Here is a 14,549-nt window from a genome sequence, read left to right as displayed (position 1 = left end):
TGTCTCGTTCATCAAGAGCGGACAGCTCCACACCGGATCTTATGGGGTTTCCATGAAAAGGATACTTTCCAGCATCACGGACGGCCGCGGCTTCGACATTGGCCTGGTCGGAGTTCCCTTTGCCTTCCTGTTCATTCTTGCGGGCTTGCCCCTGCTCTACAATATCCTGATGAGCTTTCAGGAAGTGGACATGTTCAGTCTGGGAAGCATCATCAGGCCATTCGTCGGCTTCAAGAATTACATCGATCTGTTCAAGCAGCCCGAAACCCTGCCTATTCTCTTCAACACCGTCATTTTCGTGGTCGGCTCGATCGCTGGCCAGTTTCTCATCGGGTTTGGCCTTGCGCTGTTTTTCTGGGTCAACTTTCCGGGATCATCGTGGCTTCGTGGATTGTTTCTGGTCTCTTGGGTCATGCCGGGTCTGGTCGTCGGCGCGATCTGGAACTGGATACTCTCGGGGGACTTTGGCGTCCTGAACTTCTTTCTGCGCGAAAGCGGCCTGATCGACAGCAATATCTTCTGGCGCTCAGACCCCAATTTCTCGCTCTGGGCGGTCGTGCTCGCCAATATCTGGCTTGGTACATCGTTCAATATGATCCTTCTGTCCGTCGGTCTTTCCGCCATACCCGGCGATCTCTATGAAGCAGCCGAGCTGGACGGTGCAAACGCCTGGCAGCGCTTCTGGACCATCACACTGCCCATGATGCGCTCCACCATCGGCGCGATCATTTCGCTCGGGCTTATCTTCACACTGCAACAGTTCGATCTGTTCGCGGCAATCACGGATGGCGGGCCGAACAACTCATCCAATGTCGCCCAATACTGGGCCTGGGACCTCTCCTTCCGGCAATACGACTTTGGCAAAGGTGCGACGATCTCGGTCATCATGACCGTGTTCGTGATGTTTGCGGCTATCGTCTATGTGCGCTCGACCCGTCATGAGGTGCGCGGATGACTGAAACCAACCGAAACCGCCTGATGCTCGCCATCGCCATCATCATGGCGGCGATCTACCTGTTTCCGCTCTACTGGATGTACGTCACAGCTCTGAAAACGGGCTCGGAGATGTTTGCCACTCCGCCCAGCTTCTGGCCATCGACAGCGCAGTGGAGCACCTTCGCGTATGTCTGGGAAAGCCGGAACATGGGCCGTTACCTGTGGAACTCAACGCTGATCGCCTTTGGATCGGTGGCGCTCATCGCCGTTCTCGGTACCGGCTGTGCCTATGTACTGGCGCGGTACCGTAACCGCTGGGTGGATGTGGGCCTGTTCCTCATTCTGATGCTGCAGGTTCTGCCCGCATCGCTGATGATCACGCCGATCTTCGTCGGGTTCTCCCAAGTCGGTTTGCTGGACTACCCGCGCTTTGCCGTCATCCTGGCGATAGCGGCAAAGAGCATGCCGTTCTTCGTGGTTCTCGTGCGGGCGACATTCATGGCTGTGCCGATGGAGCTTGAGGAGGCCGCATTGGTCGATGGCAATTCGCGCATCGGTGCCTTCTTCAACATCGTGCTCCCGCTTGCCCGTAACGGTATCCTTGTCAGCGCCATCCTCATCTTCATGCAGGCATTCGGCGAGTTCGTCTATTCGAAGTCGATGATCCAGAACATCGAATTGCAGCCCGCAAGTGTCGGTCTCAACTCGTTCATGGGTCCAAACACCAGCGAATGGAACAACATCATGGCGTACGCAACGATGTACGTAACCCCGATCCTTGCCATCTTCGTCCTTCTGCAGCGCCGCATCGTTTCCGGCCTCACATCGGGAGCTCTCAAATGACCAATCAAATCGAATTGTCGGGCGTCAACAAATATTACGGTGCCTATCACGCGCTGAAGAACATCGACCTCACCATTCGCAAAGGCGCTTTCGTCGCCCTGGTGGGACCGTCCGGATGTGGCAAATCAACGCTTCTGCGCGCCCTCGCAGGGCTTGAATCGATTTCCGAAGGAAACCTGGTTATTGCCGGCGACCGCATGAACAATGTACCACCCCGCAAGCGGGATCTGGCCATGGTGTTCCAGTCCTATGCGCTTTACCCGCATATGACGGTTGAGGAAAACCTCACTTATAGCCTGCGCATTCGCGGCACCAAGAAGGCAGAAGCGAAGAAGGCGGCAGAGGACGTGGCCGCCATTACCGGCCTGTCGGACCTGCTGCATCGCTATCCCCGCGAACTCTCGGGCGGACAGCGGCAGCGTGTCGCGATGAGCCGGGCCATCATCCGCAATCCCAAGGCCTTTCTGTTCGATGAGCCACTGTCCAACCTCGACGCCGCCCTGCGTGTCCATATGCGCAAGGAAATCAGGGCACTGCATGACCGGCTTGGCGCGACCTCGGTCTATGTCACGCACGACCAGATCGAAGCGATGACAATGGCTGATCACGTCGTGGTCATGCGCCAAGGCGTGATCGAGCAACAGGGCCGGCCGCTTGAACTCTATGACCGACCGGTCAACCGTTTCGTTGCCGGATTTATAGGATCGCCGGCCATGAATTTCATTCCGGCAACGACAGGACCGGATGGAAGAAGCCTCATCCTGGATCTTGGCCGGCCACAGACGATCGGTCTCGACCGAACCATTCCGGCCAATCGAAATCTTGTCGTCGGTCTGCGGCCCGAACATCTTACCATCGCCGAAGACGGCAAGGGTTTGTTGGAGGCACCAGTGGCCTTGGTCGAGTCGACAGGGTCAACGACCTTCGTCACAACGGCAACGACGCCCGAATGTGTCGTCGTCGTAAATGGGCGGGTTCCAATAACCGGCGGTCAAACCGTCGGATTAAATTTTCAGCAGGAACACATTCATCTGTTCGATGCGGAAACGGACAGTCGGATTGAATGATTGATGCCTATGGCGACAAGCGTAACCACGCTCTTGAGCCGGGTGGCCGCGTCCGACGGCTTGCAGAAATCGTTCTGGCCCGTTTGGCTGAGCGCAGCTGGCACCGTTGTTTTTCCGCTGCGGCTTTCTTCTCCGCATTTTCCCCTTGCGGTCCGCCAATTTTGACCCGCCACACCCCCATGTTCATGGCTGGCGCGGTTTGGGAATTTGCTCAATAATCCTTTCTGGCCAAGCCGAGGCCTGAAAGCGAGTGTTATCTTGAACACCCAAACGGAGAGAGCCGGACCTATATCCGTTGTCATCGTCGAGGACGATGGACCAACACGTCAGCGTATCGCTGACGGCCTGTCCGACGCTTCCGCATTTTCGGTTCTTCAGGCGGGAACGCTCTCGGAGGCGCGCCAAGTGCTGGGGTCTGGTTATCCTGATGTGCTTCTGACTGACCTCCAGCTACCCGATGGCCATGGCATGGACCTGATCCGCGACGTCCGGCAGCATAGCCAGACCACCGAGATCTTGGTCATCTCCATCCTGGGCGATGAAGAAAGCGTCATTTCGGCTATCTTACTCGGTGCCAACGGCTATCTGCTGAAGGACGCTCTGCTGACCGACATCGCCGACACGGTGCGCGATCTTATGCGGGGCCACTCGCCAATCTCGGCCTCGATAGCCCGTTTCATCGTCAAACGGACCCAAGGCGTCAAGGATCCCGTCGTCGGGACGGACTTGAATACCGCCAAGCTGACAGCGCGCGAAATCGACATTCTGTGGGGCATCGCCAAGGGTTTCAGCTACGCCGACATCGCGGATTATCTGGGTATTTCGCGCCAGACCGTTCCCGGCTATATAAAGAACATCTATCGCAAGCTCGAGGTGAATACCCGCGGTGAGGCCGTATTCGAAGCCTTGCAGCAGGGCTTGATAAAGCTTTAGGATGAAAGCTGCCGCTCACCAAGTTGGAAGGATGGCTCGACCGCGTGGCAGGATCGGCTGGCTGCTGCTGTACCTGGCGCTGCAACCTGTCATCATCGTCCTTTGCATCCTGGCCCGCCAAATCGGCCCGCCCTTGCCTCCCGCGGTCTATGAACTGAGCGGCGTTGAGCTTCAAGACGCGACAGGCCAATTCCGTTCTGTGGACCTCCCGGACTTTCGCCCCGTCTCCGAAGATGCAACCTCCTCCGCGATTTATCGCGTCTCACTCGAAGGACCGACCACACAGAAAGATCTGGCATGGAGCATTTTCGTGCCGCGCTTTACCACGGGCGTACAATTCGAGGTCAACGGCTCAATGATCCACGATACGCACCGGAATGTTATGAGCCGCAGACCCGACCGCAATACGTCCGCCATAGCGACGATTCCGGAAAGCCTGCTGCATGAGGGGCGCAATGAGCTGATCATTCACCTCGTCACATGGGGGCCGGTCGGCGGCTATCTGGACAGCGTTTATGCCGGTCCGGACAAGGTCCTGAGACCGGTTCACGATCAGCGGTCGATCATGTTCGAGACCCTGCCCCTCATCCTTGTTGCCGGACAGGCGACATTGGGAGCGATCCTCGGCCTGATCTGGATCAACCGCCGGAACGATCGCAGCTATGGGCTGCTTGCGCTCGCCATGCTGATCGGTTTTTTTCAGTATTTCGTCTCGATGCCAGCATCACCACAGACGCTCGGCCTCGTCGGCGCTGCCGTTGTTACGCAAGCGCCGCTGGTTCTGCACTTCATCGTGCGCTTCATCGACATGCCGCCACCGCGATGGCTTCATCTTACATTCGTACCGGGCATTATCATTGCCTTTGCGGGCCTTACGGGACAGCATGATTTACTTCACGCCATCTTCCTGCCGCTAGGGCCACCAACGATTGCTCTCTGCGCCGCCGTTGCTTGCCTCCTTTTGGGCAACGCAGCTCTGCGCGGAAACCGAAAGGCGCTGATAATGGCGCCTGTATTCTCAGTCATGCTGGGATGCGCCCTGAACGATATCCTGACGGTCAGCCGGCTCCTTCCGGGTGAACGGATCTTTATCGGCTGGTTCGGTTATTCGATCGTCCTGATCGTCATCGGAGTCTGGCTGACCTGGCGTTTCGTCCAGGCTTTGAATGATGCCGACAGTTTCGCCGACCGGTTGGTGAAGCAAGTATCGGAGGCCGAGGTCAAGCTCAGGGCAAGTTTTTCCCGCGAAGAAGAACGCGCAAGGGCGGCGGCTTTGGCCTCGGAGCGGACGCGATTGATGCGGGACCTGCATGACGGGTTGGGCGGGCAACTCGTCAGCATCGTCGCTCTTGCCGAACAGCCGAGAGATACAACGAATACAATCGGAGATGCCGCTCGCGCTGCGCTGCGCGATCTTCGTCTGGTCATCAACGCAATGGAAGAGATCGATGGCGACCTCATGCTTGCCCTTGGTTCTTGGAGGGAGCGGATATCAGGCCAGTTGCGCGCCCACGACATGCAGCTGGTTTGGAGCGTACAGTCGTCACACGGACTTCCCGTCTATCCGGGCCTGCGTCCAAGGCACGTTATCCAGGTGATCAGGCTGCTTGACGAAGCTGTCACCAATGCGATCAAACACTCGGGCGCATCGATCGTGACGATCATGATCGAGACCATACCTGGCCCCGACGGCGACGCGAGGGGCCAGATCTCCGTCAGGGACAACGGTTGCGGCTTTGCGGTCGATGCGGTGAATGGGGCCGGGACGGTGCAGGGCCGAGGCTTGCTCAACATGAAAAAGCGCGCAGCCCTCTGCGATGTGACCTTGTCCGTCACAAGCGCACCGCTCGGCACAACGGTCTCGCTGCTGCTACCCGCCGACTTCCCCGAAGCCACCCAAGGGGGCTGATGCCAGCGGGGAGCGCGCGGATAAGGTCATAGGAACCGAGCGCGGAGACACTTCCATCGCCTGGACTATCTGATGCCGAGACGGTTCCTCGGGCCACCACGATTGACCGGCGCGACACCGAGACCGGGTGCGCGAACGCCCGGCCTGCGGACACAGCCAACTGGCAAGCCCGGAGCAGTACAATAGATCGCGGTCCTTGCCACGGGACGCGCCACGCAACCAAGCGGAACCCCCGGCGCCGTGCAGTAGACGACCACCGCGGCCGGGGGGCGCACCACGCAGCCTTTTGGGACGCCGACGGCGTTGCAATACACGACGGCCGCCGCCGGCGCGGCCGTGAAAATTGGCGCTGCCAGCACGGCAAGATAGGTAAGGGCCAATGCGGCCTTGAAACCATTTGGGCGATGTTTCATGGCGAATGTCTCCCGGATTCTGAACTGCGCCGACGGATACCGGCTTGACCCCATCATGCCCGTTTCCGGTGCCGCGAATACGCCATGAACATGGGGTGGATGCGCATCTTAAACGCACCTAATGGTTGAAACTATCGGTTGCTCGCCAGGCCGGTTTGCCCGGCGAGCCGTAGTTTCTCTGCAAGTGCGAACGGGACTGGCACGATGGACGTCTCCGCGACTGCAACAGGCCCGTCCCCGGCCCCCGATCAGTCTGTCGTCAACGTCGCGGACTGGATCGTCAGCGCAGAGCAGGTCTTCGATCGTCTCGAGACGGCGTTGGTGGACACGGCGCTCGCCCTGCCACATCTTGATCAGGAACTGTTATGGGCGGGCACGGTGTCCATGACCTCGGCGCCCAGGGTTCTTGCCCTCAGCCTTGGCGCCGGCGGTGTCGTCATGCTGATTTTTCTGCTCAGCAGTTACGGTCTGAGAGGCCGACGCGAGGCTGCCGCGCGCGAACGCGTCCCATTCCTCGCCGTCTTGAAACGGACGGCCTGGAGCCTTGTGCCATTGCTGGCCGCCATCGCGGTGGGGCGCGCAATAGCCGTTCGACTGCTGAGCGCCGATCCGCTCGGGGATGGCTTTGCCAGGGAGTTTCTCGTTTCCGTCATCTACTGGCTGTCTGCCATTACCTTTCTCGGCATTGTCTTTTCGCCCCGTACTCCTCAATTGCGGCTTCTGCCGCTGGACGAGAGCGGAGCGGAAAAAGGACTTCGGCGAAGCGCCGTGATCCTGGCGTGCGGATACCTGATGGTGTGCCTTCTGGCAGCAGCCGCCCGCGTCGGCATGCCGCCGAACTCGGTGCGGCTGCTGGCGATACTCGGCGCGTTTGCCATGACGGCGGCGGCTCTTCGATTGCTGCATCTTCTGCGCCGGCACGGCCTGACGCCGCTGCTACACATGGTCGCCGCCTGGATGATCCTGCTGGTGTCAGGCTTGTGGATATGGGGCTGGCTGATGCAGCAGTTTGACCTGTACCAGGGGATCAAGGGAACAACGATCGCCCTTATGCTGGCGCTGGCCTTCGATCGCTCGATCGCCCTCTCGATCCAGCTGTCGCGCAAGCCCGAGGTGATGCGTCGACTGTTCGTGGTGCGGGTGGTGATCGATGCCTTGGCGGCAGCTGTCATCCTCAGGCTGATCGTCGAGTACTGGCTGGTCGGCACGCTTGCGGTCATCCCGCAACAGGATTGGCCGCGATACTCTCGGCAGATCAATTTTTCGCTTATGGTGCTGGTGCTCGCTGCCGTGCTCGCCGCGGTTACCCACGCATGGGTAGAGTCGCGCATGATGCCGAAGGAGGCTCTCACCTCGCTGGAAGACGCGGAGTTGCACCTTGCGCGTATGACAACGGTTCTGCCGATCCTTCGTGTAGTCTTGCTGGGGCTCATCGGATCGATTTTCTCGCTGGTGACCCTGTCGGTTTTAGGGGTCGACACCACTCCCATCATAGCCGGCGCCGGCATTTTGGGTCTGGCCATCAGTCTCGGGTCCCAGGCGTTGGTGAAGGACGTAATATCGGGCATTTTCTGGATGCTGGACGATGCTTTCCGGCTCGGCGAAGAGATTGAGATCGACTCCACTCCCGGCAGGGTGGAGCAGATACTGATCCGCAGTCTCAGACTGCGCGGCTTGGATGACAGGCTGCATACAATTCCCTACGGCCAGATCGAGACCGTTGTCAGCCGCAGTCGCGGACTCGTCCTCGCTCGGGTGAGCCTGAGACTGGAGAACGAAACGGACGCCGTCGGGCACGCGCGGTTACTGCGGTTGGCGGCGTCGACCCTTCGAAGCGAAACCAGGCTTCAGGCCGATATCGTCGGCAAGATCGCCATCAGCCCGCCTGAAGCCCATCTGCAGACCAGGGAGCTGGTGTTGAGCTTCAATTTGGCGCGTGCCGCAGCGGTGACCGCCATTCCCCTGATCCGCTCTCTGCTGCTTGAAGTGCTCGAAGCCTCCGGCTTCGATCTCGCGCCAGATGGCGTCCATGTCTCCCTTGCTGAAAGGCGCGCCACGGCAGACCCGATGGCTGGCACGCTGGACGAGGTGCAGACCCCATGAACATGGGATGGCTTCACTGCAGCCTTTGGTTGATCGTGCCGTCCAGCATCGTAGGGACATTGACCAGTCCCTTGGAGCAGGTCCTGCGGCCTCGTCGCGAAGAATTGGTCCGGATTAGCTGATGCTGGCAGTTCCGCAACTGAAGAATGGACTGCTGACCGCGTCCGCCCGGCAGGAGGCTCCCGACACAGGGATCAACCTGGCGGATATCGCAACACTCAAAGGAGATCGAAATGGCAAACGTTAAGCTGATCACCCCTGTTCTGATCGTCTTCGGGGGGCTGGCCGTCGCTTCGAGCGGCTATGCGCAACAGGAGGCCTTCATGACCGCAGACAAGAACGCCGACACGATGCTGGACCAACCCGAATTCAAGGTTTTCATCGACACGATGGCCGCGTCCGGAAAGCCGATAGCACTCAAGGTCAAGCAGGCCGGTCGCTACAACCTGGCGTTTGGCCGGATCGACAAGGACAAGAACGGACTCCTGACGCCGAACGAGTTGCAGTCGCTGAAATAGCTGCCGCTCCCTGAGCAGGCCTGCCACGACATGCGCAAGGGAAGGATCTTTCCATGAAACATGCACTGTTGCCCCTGGTGGCCGCAGCTCTGCTGATTGGCTGGGTCGGGCAGGCCTGCGCCCAGGCCGAGAAGCGGAAAGTCATGGTCGAGGCACCTACCCTCGTCGAGGTGACGCTGTACCTGGAGACGACGGGAACGTTCCGCGCGGTCAACCAGGTTGACCTCGTCGCCCGAGTCTCCGGTACGCTCGAGAAAGTGAACTTCAATGAAGGCGACACCGTGCGAAAAGGTGACGTCGTCTTTCTGATAGAGCCCGAACCCTATCGCATCAGCCTCGCAGCTGCCGAAGCAGAACTGCGTCAGCAACAGGCCAACCTGCAACAGGCGGTCTCAAACGCGGCCCGGCAGGAAGGACTTTCTGCCAAGCAGGTCGTATCGCTAAGCGCAAATGAATCGGCGGTGGCACAGCGACTGGCAGCCGAGGCACAGGTCGAGGCCGCCAAGACCAAGGTGCGAAGTGCTGACATCAACCTCAGCTACACGGAAGTGAAGGCGCCGTTCGACGGTATCCTATCCGCACGCGCGGCCGATCTCGGCGCCTTTATCAATGCCGCATCGGCTCCGAAGCTCGCCTCGCTGGTCGAACCGGACCCGCTCCACGTACTCTTCTCGGCCGATGAGCGGCAGGTAATCGCCATTCGCCGCGCGATGGCTGAGCGCCATATAGACCTGAGGAGCCTCGGGGCGATCCGAGTTGAAGCCGGTCTTCAGGGTGATGCGACCTACCCTTACAGTGGATATCTCGACTACATCGCGCCAGAGCTGGATAGCGCGAGTGGGACCATGACCCTTCGCGGCGTTATTGCCAACACGCACCGCTTGCTATCGCCGGGCATGTTTGCCCGCGTCCGAGTCCCGATCGTCATGCGCAAGGCACTGACCGTGCCGGAGGCCGCGATCGGCAATTCCCAGTTGGGCCGAACGCTTCAAATCGTCGATGCCGAAGGCAAGGTCGCAGCCGTCAAAGTCGCGCTCGGAGAAAAAGCCGCCGGCGGCCGACGGGAGGTTGTCAATGGCGTGAGAGAGGGCGACCGCGTGATCGTCAAGGGCGGGGCTGGGTTGCGTGCCAGAGAAGTCGTCGAAGTCGTGACGGCACTCGATTGATCTGCTTACAGAAACAGGGAATGCCCCAGGATGGCCAGGTTCTTTATCGATAGACCGGTGCTTGCGAACGTGATCGCGCTCCTGACCGTCATACTCGGTCTGGTGGCGCTGGTCGGCCTGCCTGTCGCACAATATCCGAATGTCGTACCGCCCTCGGTGCAGGTGACGGCACGCTATCCCGGTGCCAACGCCGAGACGATCGTCCATGATGTGGCATTGCCGATCGAGCAAAAGGTCAATGGGGTCGAGGGCATGCTCTACATGCAATCGACCTCCACCAGTGACGGCACCTACGCACTCACCGTGACCTTTGCCATCGGCACCGATCCCGACGCGGCGCAGATCCTTGTGCAGAACCGTGTGGCGAGTGCGACGCCTTCCCTTCCGGATGCCGTACAGGCACAAGGCGTGCAGACGGCCAAGCGCTCGACGGCTATTCTGGCGATTGTAGCACTCACCTCTGACAACCCGGATCATGACAGCCTGTTAATGACCAATTATGCAACCATCAACCTAATCGATCAGATCGCTCGCATCCCCGGCGTCGGTAGTGTTTCGGTTTTCGGCGCCGGCAACTATGCGGTGCGCATCTGGATGGATCCGGACCTGATGGCGGCACGCGGTCTCATGCCGTCAGATGTGAACAACGCGATCCGTCAGCAAAGCCGCACATCGTCCGCCGGCCAGCTTGGCCTTCCACCGGTGCCGGAGGGGCGCGATTTCCAATACACGCTGAAGCTCGACTCCAAGCTCGCCGATGTGGCGGCCTTCGAAGACATCGTCCTGCGCGCAAATGACAATGCTGATCTTGTGCGCCTGCGCGACGTGGCACGGGTAGAGCTGGGTGCTCAGCAATACAGCCAGGATTTCAGTCTCGATGGAAAGCCGGCGGCAGGCCTCGCACTGTTTCTGTTGCCCGAGGCCAATGCGCTTGACGTCGTAGCGGCGGTCAAGGCGAAACTGGAGGTCATGTCGACCGACTTTCCCGAAGGGCTTCGCCACTCCGTGCCGTTCGACACGACGCTGTTCGTCAAGGCCGCCATCGATGATGTCTACCACACCCTGGTGGAAGCCGCGTTCCTCGTGCTGGTTGTCATCCTCATCTTCCTGCAGGATTGGCGCGCGATGCTGGTGCCTGCCACTACGGTGCCTGTCACCATCATCGGCGCCTTCGGCGCATTGGCATTGTTCGGTTTCTCCATCAATCTTTCCACCCTGTTCGCCATCATCCTTGCCATCGGCATCGTGGTTGACGATGCAATCATCGTGGTCGAGGCCGCTGCTCGCCATCTCGATGACGGAAAAACGCCAACGGAGGCTGCGGCGCTTGCCATGGACGAGTTGATGGGCCCGATCATCGGCATCACACTTGTGCTGCTTGCCGTGTTCCTCCCGGCCTCCTTTCTGCCTGGCCTCAGTGGCGAAATGTATCGCCAGTTCTCGCTGGTCATTGCCGCCACGGCCCTGATCAGCGCGGTCAACGCCGTGACCCTGAAGCCGACCCAATGCGCCCTATGGCTGAAACCACATGCCCTGAAGCCGCGCAAGAACGTCGTCTACCGCGGTTTCAACGCAAGTTACGATGCCGTCGAACGGGTCTATGCAGGGCTGGTGAGGGTCATGACCCGTTTCAGTGTGACGGTCTCGCTGGTGGCACTGCTGTTGGTCGCGCTCTCGCTCTCCCTGCTGGCGCAGGTGCCGACGGCCTTCCTGCCGATCGAGGACCAGGGGTATTTTCTGGTATCGGTCCAGTTGCCAGAGGGCGCGTCGCTCGAGCGCACCCGCCGCGCAATCGAAAACCTGCGGGGGCGGGTCGAGAAGCTGGATGCCGTTGAAACGGCGGTCGCAATCAGCGGCGTCTCCGCCCTCAACAACAATGCCAGCCTTTCCAACGCGGGTGTCCTCTACGTGATCCTCAAGGACTGGAGCCTTCGCCAACAGGGAGATGACCTGTTGTCGCTCTACACCTACCTGCGGAGGCTGACTGCCGATCTCCCGGACGGACAGGCGCTCGTGCTTCCGCCGCCTCCGATCCAGGGTATCGGCAACGCGGCGGGCTTCACCATGCAGGTAGAGGCCCGTGACGGCGCCTTCGACTATGCGGCTTTGGAAGAAGTGGCGGCCAGCATCGCCCGTGCAGCAGGGTCTGATCCGACATTCCGCGAAGCCTTCAGTCCGTTCCGTGCCGACGCCCCCCAATTTGCCGTCTCGATTGATCGAAGCAAGGCTCAGCGCGCCGAGATCGATGTCGGCGGCGCCTACGACGCTGTCAGCCAGTACATCGGATCGTCCTATTCCGGCCAGATCAACCTCTTCGGCCGCATTTTCCAGGTTTATGTACAGGCAGACGCCTCAAGGCGCGCCGAAGTCGCCGACCTGGAGCGGCTTCGGCTGCGCGGCGCCTCCGGCCAGATGGTGCCGCTGGGCTCGATCGCAGACGTAAAACCGGCCACCGGGCCTGCGCTGATCAGCCTCTACAATCTCTATCCATCCGCTCAAATCATCGGCTCGCAGGCGCAAGGCTATTCGACCGGCCAGGCGCTCGATGCACTCGACGGGATCGCAAAGTCGCTGCTGCCTCACAATTTCGAACGGGAATGGACGGCTGTGTCCTACCAGGAACGAGAACTCGGCGGACAGATTTATCTGGTCTACGGCCTGAGCCTGCTTCTGGTCTATTTCGTTCTGGCTGGCCAATATGAGAGCTGGTACGCACCAATCAGCGTCATCGCGACCGTCCCGCTCGCGCTGATCGGAACGGCTACGACGCTGCTGTCGCTCAATGCCGCCGTCAACCTCTACACGCAGATCGGTCTGGTGTTGCTGGTGGCACTGTCGGCCAAAAACGCGATCCTGATCGTTGAAACCGCGCGGCATCTGCGGCTGCATGACGGCGCAGAGACCGTGGATGCGGCCATAAGGGCTGCGATCACGCGGCTTCGACCGATCCTGATGACGTCGATCGCCTTCATCCTCGGCGTCGTGCCGCTCGTGCTGCAGACCGGGGCGGGAGCGAGCGCGCAAAAGTCGATCGGGCTCGCGGTTCTGACCGGCATGATGGGCTCAACCTGCCTGACCGTCGTTTTCGTACCGTCGCTCTTCGTCGTCATGCAGAGAATGGAAGAGCGCTTCAAACGTCGCGTTCCAGTTTCAAGCTAACTGTGGCCGGCAAGCAGAGAGCCTTGTAAAGTCGTTCGCATGAAACCGAACCTCCACGTAAGCGCTTTCGTTGCGGGGACCTAGAACGACGCCTTCAGCTGGCCGCCGATGCTCCATACAGGATCGGCGTCTTCGCGAAACGTTGCTGCGGCAGAGGTGTTGACCTGCCATTTTTCGGTAACCATCCACCCGATGCGTCCGCCAAGCGCCGCATAATTCTGGTCCTCTGTGCTGCCCTTGACATCGCCGACCCAGTCGACGGAGGCTTCTACGCCCTTCTTGTCTGCGGACGTGCGTCCTACACCCAGTAAAAGCGTCAGGTCGAACCGCTCATCGAGCTTGCGGCTCCAAGCTAATTCGGCGCCGAGACTGTCAGTGATCGTTGAGCCGGATCCCATCCTGGCGGCGAAGAGATTGTCGGTCTTGTCTTCCCCATAGCCATCGAGGTCGAGCCAGGATCGAGCGAAACGGGTCGACAGCGCCAGTTCGTTGGTATCGTCGGGCGCGTAGATGACACCAACCCGAGCGTAGGACGCAAACAACGATCCAGATGTCGCACCCCCGGTCTGGATCATCTCATCGATGTTCATGTAGCTTCGGGTGAGCGACGCGGAAACATCGGGCGATCCCCATGCGCCAGCCTCCCCGAAAGCACGCCATGTTGCCGGCGCAGTCGTGTATCGGATACCTCCGGCAAAGAGCGCAAGGTCGTCCGAGAGAGCGTCCGACGCGCTCGCGCTGACGCGTGTTGCGCCCCCAAGCAGGCTGAAGCCGCTGCCAGCTTCCCAGCGAGCGTTAAAGCCCGCCGCCGCGTCACTGTTGCCCGAGAGAGAGACATAGCTTCCGCTGTCGAAGCGCTCGGATTGGCCTAACAGCGTTAGTGCTGTTTGAGAAAGATCGAGTGCAATGGACTGCCGCTGATGTGCAATCTGGTTCATCGAGTCCACCACGGAGCGGGTTGTGGTGAAGCCGAGGCGAGCGAAATCGATGGTATCGAGGAACAGGATTGCGTCCTGGGCCTCATCGTCCAAGGGCCCGGCTGATGTGAGGAGCACTGTAAGGTCGAGTGTGCTCGATCCCGAGACCCCGACCTTGCCACCAACCGCGACGTCGGCATCCACTGGGCCGGACGCCTCGTATTTCAGTATCTCCATCCGATCCTTGAGAGCTTGAATGGACACGGCCTGCCCTTCCGACGTCGAAACAAAGCCGCGATAGTCCATCGCATAAACTGAGTGACCATCCGGCTGTGTCACCGGTACGCTGAGCGAGCAGCGTGTCGTGGCGCGGCGGATACCGGAGGCACCGCCCGCTGTCGCCGAAAAATCGTCGAACAGATAACTGGTCGCGTTGCCGTCGGGTGATCGGACGCGCGAGTATGTCCCTTCAGCGCATCCGTCTGCTGCGAGCACCAGATCTGGAACAGAGAAATTGACCACAGCAAGCAGCGGGAGGAAACGGCGGATACGCATGACAAAATATTCCCGGCATCGGGGGGGCAG

The 14,549-nt window shown here is 60.1% G+C and carries 12 protein-coding genes; 10 read left to right on the top strand and 2 right to left on the bottom strand.

The window, feature by feature from the left end; all coding sequences use genetic code 11:
- Positions 1–52: 52 nt before the first annotated feature.
- From IFT66_RS17645 to IFT66_RS17620, 6 genes are all read left to right on the top strand, one after another.
- Positions 53–955, top strand: coding sequence for a carbohydrate ABC transporter permease (locus IFT66_RS17645; RefSeq protein ID WP_062459955.1), 903 nt, complete (start codon positions 53–55; stop codon positions 953–955).
- Positions 952–1,779: a carbohydrate ABC transporter permease gene (locus IFT66_RS17640; RefSeq protein ID WP_062577842.1), complete on the top strand. Its 828-nt coding sequence runs from the start codon at positions 952–954 to the stop codon at positions 1,777–1,779. The genes IFT66_RS17645 and IFT66_RS17640 overlap by 4 nt, the downstream gene beginning before the upstream one ends.
- Positions 1,776–2,846 carry an ABC transporter ATP-binding protein gene (locus tag IFT66_RS17635; protein WP_192078385.1) on the top strand — a complete coding sequence of 357 codons (1,071 nt, stop codon included), beginning with the start codon at positions 1,776–1,778 and terminating at the stop codon, positions 2,844–2,846. The genes IFT66_RS17640 and IFT66_RS17635 overlap by 4 nt, the downstream gene beginning before the upstream one ends.
- Positions 2,843–3,064 (top strand): hypothetical protein, encoded by a 222-nt coding sequence (locus IFT66_RS17630; protein ID WP_192078384.1) that lies wholly within the window; start codon positions 2,843–2,845, stop codon positions 3,062–3,064. Before IFT66_RS17635 ends, IFT66_RS17630 begins: the two co-directional genes overlap by 4 nt.
- A 40-nt stretch (positions 3,065–3,104) precedes the next feature.
- Positions 3,105–3,779, top strand: a complete 675-nt coding sequence (locus IFT66_RS17625) for a response regulator (RefSeq protein ID WP_062459961.1) — start codon at positions 3,105–3,107, stop codon at positions 3,777–3,779.
- A gap of 382 nt (positions 3,780–4,161) precedes the next feature.
- Positions 4,162–5,688, top strand: coding sequence for a sensor histidine kinase (locus tag IFT66_RS17620; RefSeq protein ID WP_192078383.1), 1,527 nt, complete (start codon positions 4,162–4,164; stop codon positions 5,686–5,688).
- A 65-nt stretch (positions 5,689–5,753) separates the two neighbouring features.
- Here IFT66_RS17620 and IFT66_RS17615 read toward each other — a convergent pair whose 3' ends face one another.
- Entirely contained in the window at positions 5,754–6,101 is a 348-nt protein-coding gene (locus IFT66_RS17615; protein WP_082476433.1) for a hypothetical protein, read from the bottom strand.
- A gap of 204 nt (positions 6,102–6,305) precedes the next feature.
- Between IFT66_RS17615 and IFT66_RS17610 the strand changes: the two genes are divergently transcribed.
- The 4 genes from IFT66_RS17610 to IFT66_RS17595 all read left to right on the top strand — a co-directional run bounded on the left by IFT66_RS17610 (position 6,306) and on the right by IFT66_RS17595 (position 13,047).
- Entirely contained in the window at positions 6,306–8,204 is a 1,899-nt protein-coding gene (locus tag IFT66_RS17610) for a mechanosensitive ion channel family protein (RefSeq protein WP_192078382.1), read from the top strand.
- Positions 8,205–8,437: 233 nt separating this feature from the next.
- Entirely contained in the window at positions 8,438–8,722 is a 285-nt protein-coding gene (locus tag IFT66_RS17605; RefSeq protein ID WP_113111390.1) for an EF-hand domain-containing protein, read from the top strand.
- Between the two features lie 53 nt (positions 8,723–8,775).
- A complete protein-coding gene (locus tag IFT66_RS17600) occupies positions 8,776–9,888 on the top strand; it encodes an efflux RND transporter periplasmic adaptor subunit (RefSeq protein WP_192078381.1) in 1,113 nt (370 codons plus the stop codon).
- A gap of 30 nt (positions 9,889–9,918) precedes the next feature.
- A complete protein-coding gene (locus tag IFT66_RS17595) occupies positions 9,919–13,047 on the top strand; it encodes an efflux RND transporter permease subunit (protein WP_192078380.1) in 3,129 nt (1,042 codons plus the stop codon).
- An 80-nt stretch (positions 13,048–13,127) separates the two neighbouring features.
- On the opposite strand, the gene IFT66_RS17590 is transcribed toward IFT66_RS17595, so the two are convergent.
- Positions 13,128–14,519, bottom strand: coding sequence for a DUF4360 domain-containing protein (locus IFT66_RS17590; RefSeq protein ID WP_113469222.1), 1,392 nt, complete (start codon positions 14,517–14,519; stop codon positions 13,128–13,130).
- Positions 14,520–14,549 lie beyond the last annotated feature (30 nt).

This window comes from Rhizobium sp. CFBP 13726, from assembly GCF_014841925.1.
In the GTDB taxonomy this organism is placed as follows: Bacteria; Pseudomonadota; Alphaproteobacteria; order Rhizobiales; family Rhizobiaceae; genus Neorhizobium; species Neorhizobium soli.
The sequence above is the reverse complement of the archived record's forward strand: the minus strand, read 5'-3'. Positions and strand labels throughout refer to the sequence as shown.

Bases quoted from the DNA above. Each gene is read 5' to 3' on its own strand.
- IFT66_RS17645 (WP_062459955.1), top strand. From the start codon at position 53: ATGAAAAGGATACTTTCCAGCATCACGGACGGCCGCGGCTTCGACATT.
- IFT66_RS17640 (WP_062577842.1), top strand. From the start codon at position 952: ATGACTGAAACCAACCGAAACCGCCTGATGCTCGCCATCGCCATCATC.
- IFT66_RS17635 (WP_192078385.1), top strand. From the start codon at position 1,776: ATGACCAATCAAATCGAATTGTCGGGCGTCAACAAATATTACGGTGCC.
- IFT66_RS17630 (WP_192078384.1), top strand. From the start codon at position 2,843: ATGATTGATGCCTATGGCGACAAGCGTAACCACGCTCTTGAGCCGGGT.
- IFT66_RS17620 (WP_192078383.1), top strand. From the start codon at position 4,162: ATGAGCCGCAGACCCGACCGCAATACGTCCGCCATAGCGACGATTCCG.
- IFT66_RS17615 (WP_082476433.1), bottom strand. From the start codon at position 6,101: ATGAAACATCGCCCAAATGGTTTCAAGGCCGCATTGGCCCTTACCTAT.
- IFT66_RS17610 (WP_192078382.1), top strand. From the start codon at position 6,306: ATGGACGTCTCCGCGACTGCAACAGGCCCGTCCCCGGCCCCCGATCAG.
- IFT66_RS17605 (WP_113111390.1), top strand. From the start codon at position 8,438: ATGGCAAACGTTAAGCTGATCACCCCTGTTCTGATCGTCTTCGGGGGG.
- IFT66_RS17600 (WP_192078381.1), top strand. From the start codon at position 8,776: ATGAAACATGCACTGTTGCCCCTGGTGGCCGCAGCTCTGCTGATTGGC.
- IFT66_RS17595 (WP_192078380.1), top strand. From the start codon at position 9,919: ATGGCCAGGTTCTTTATCGATAGACCGGTGCTTGCGAACGTGATCGCG.
- IFT66_RS17590 (WP_113469222.1), bottom strand. From the start codon at position 14,519: ATGCGTATCCGCCGTTTCCTCCCGCTGCTTGCTGTGGTCAATTTCTCT.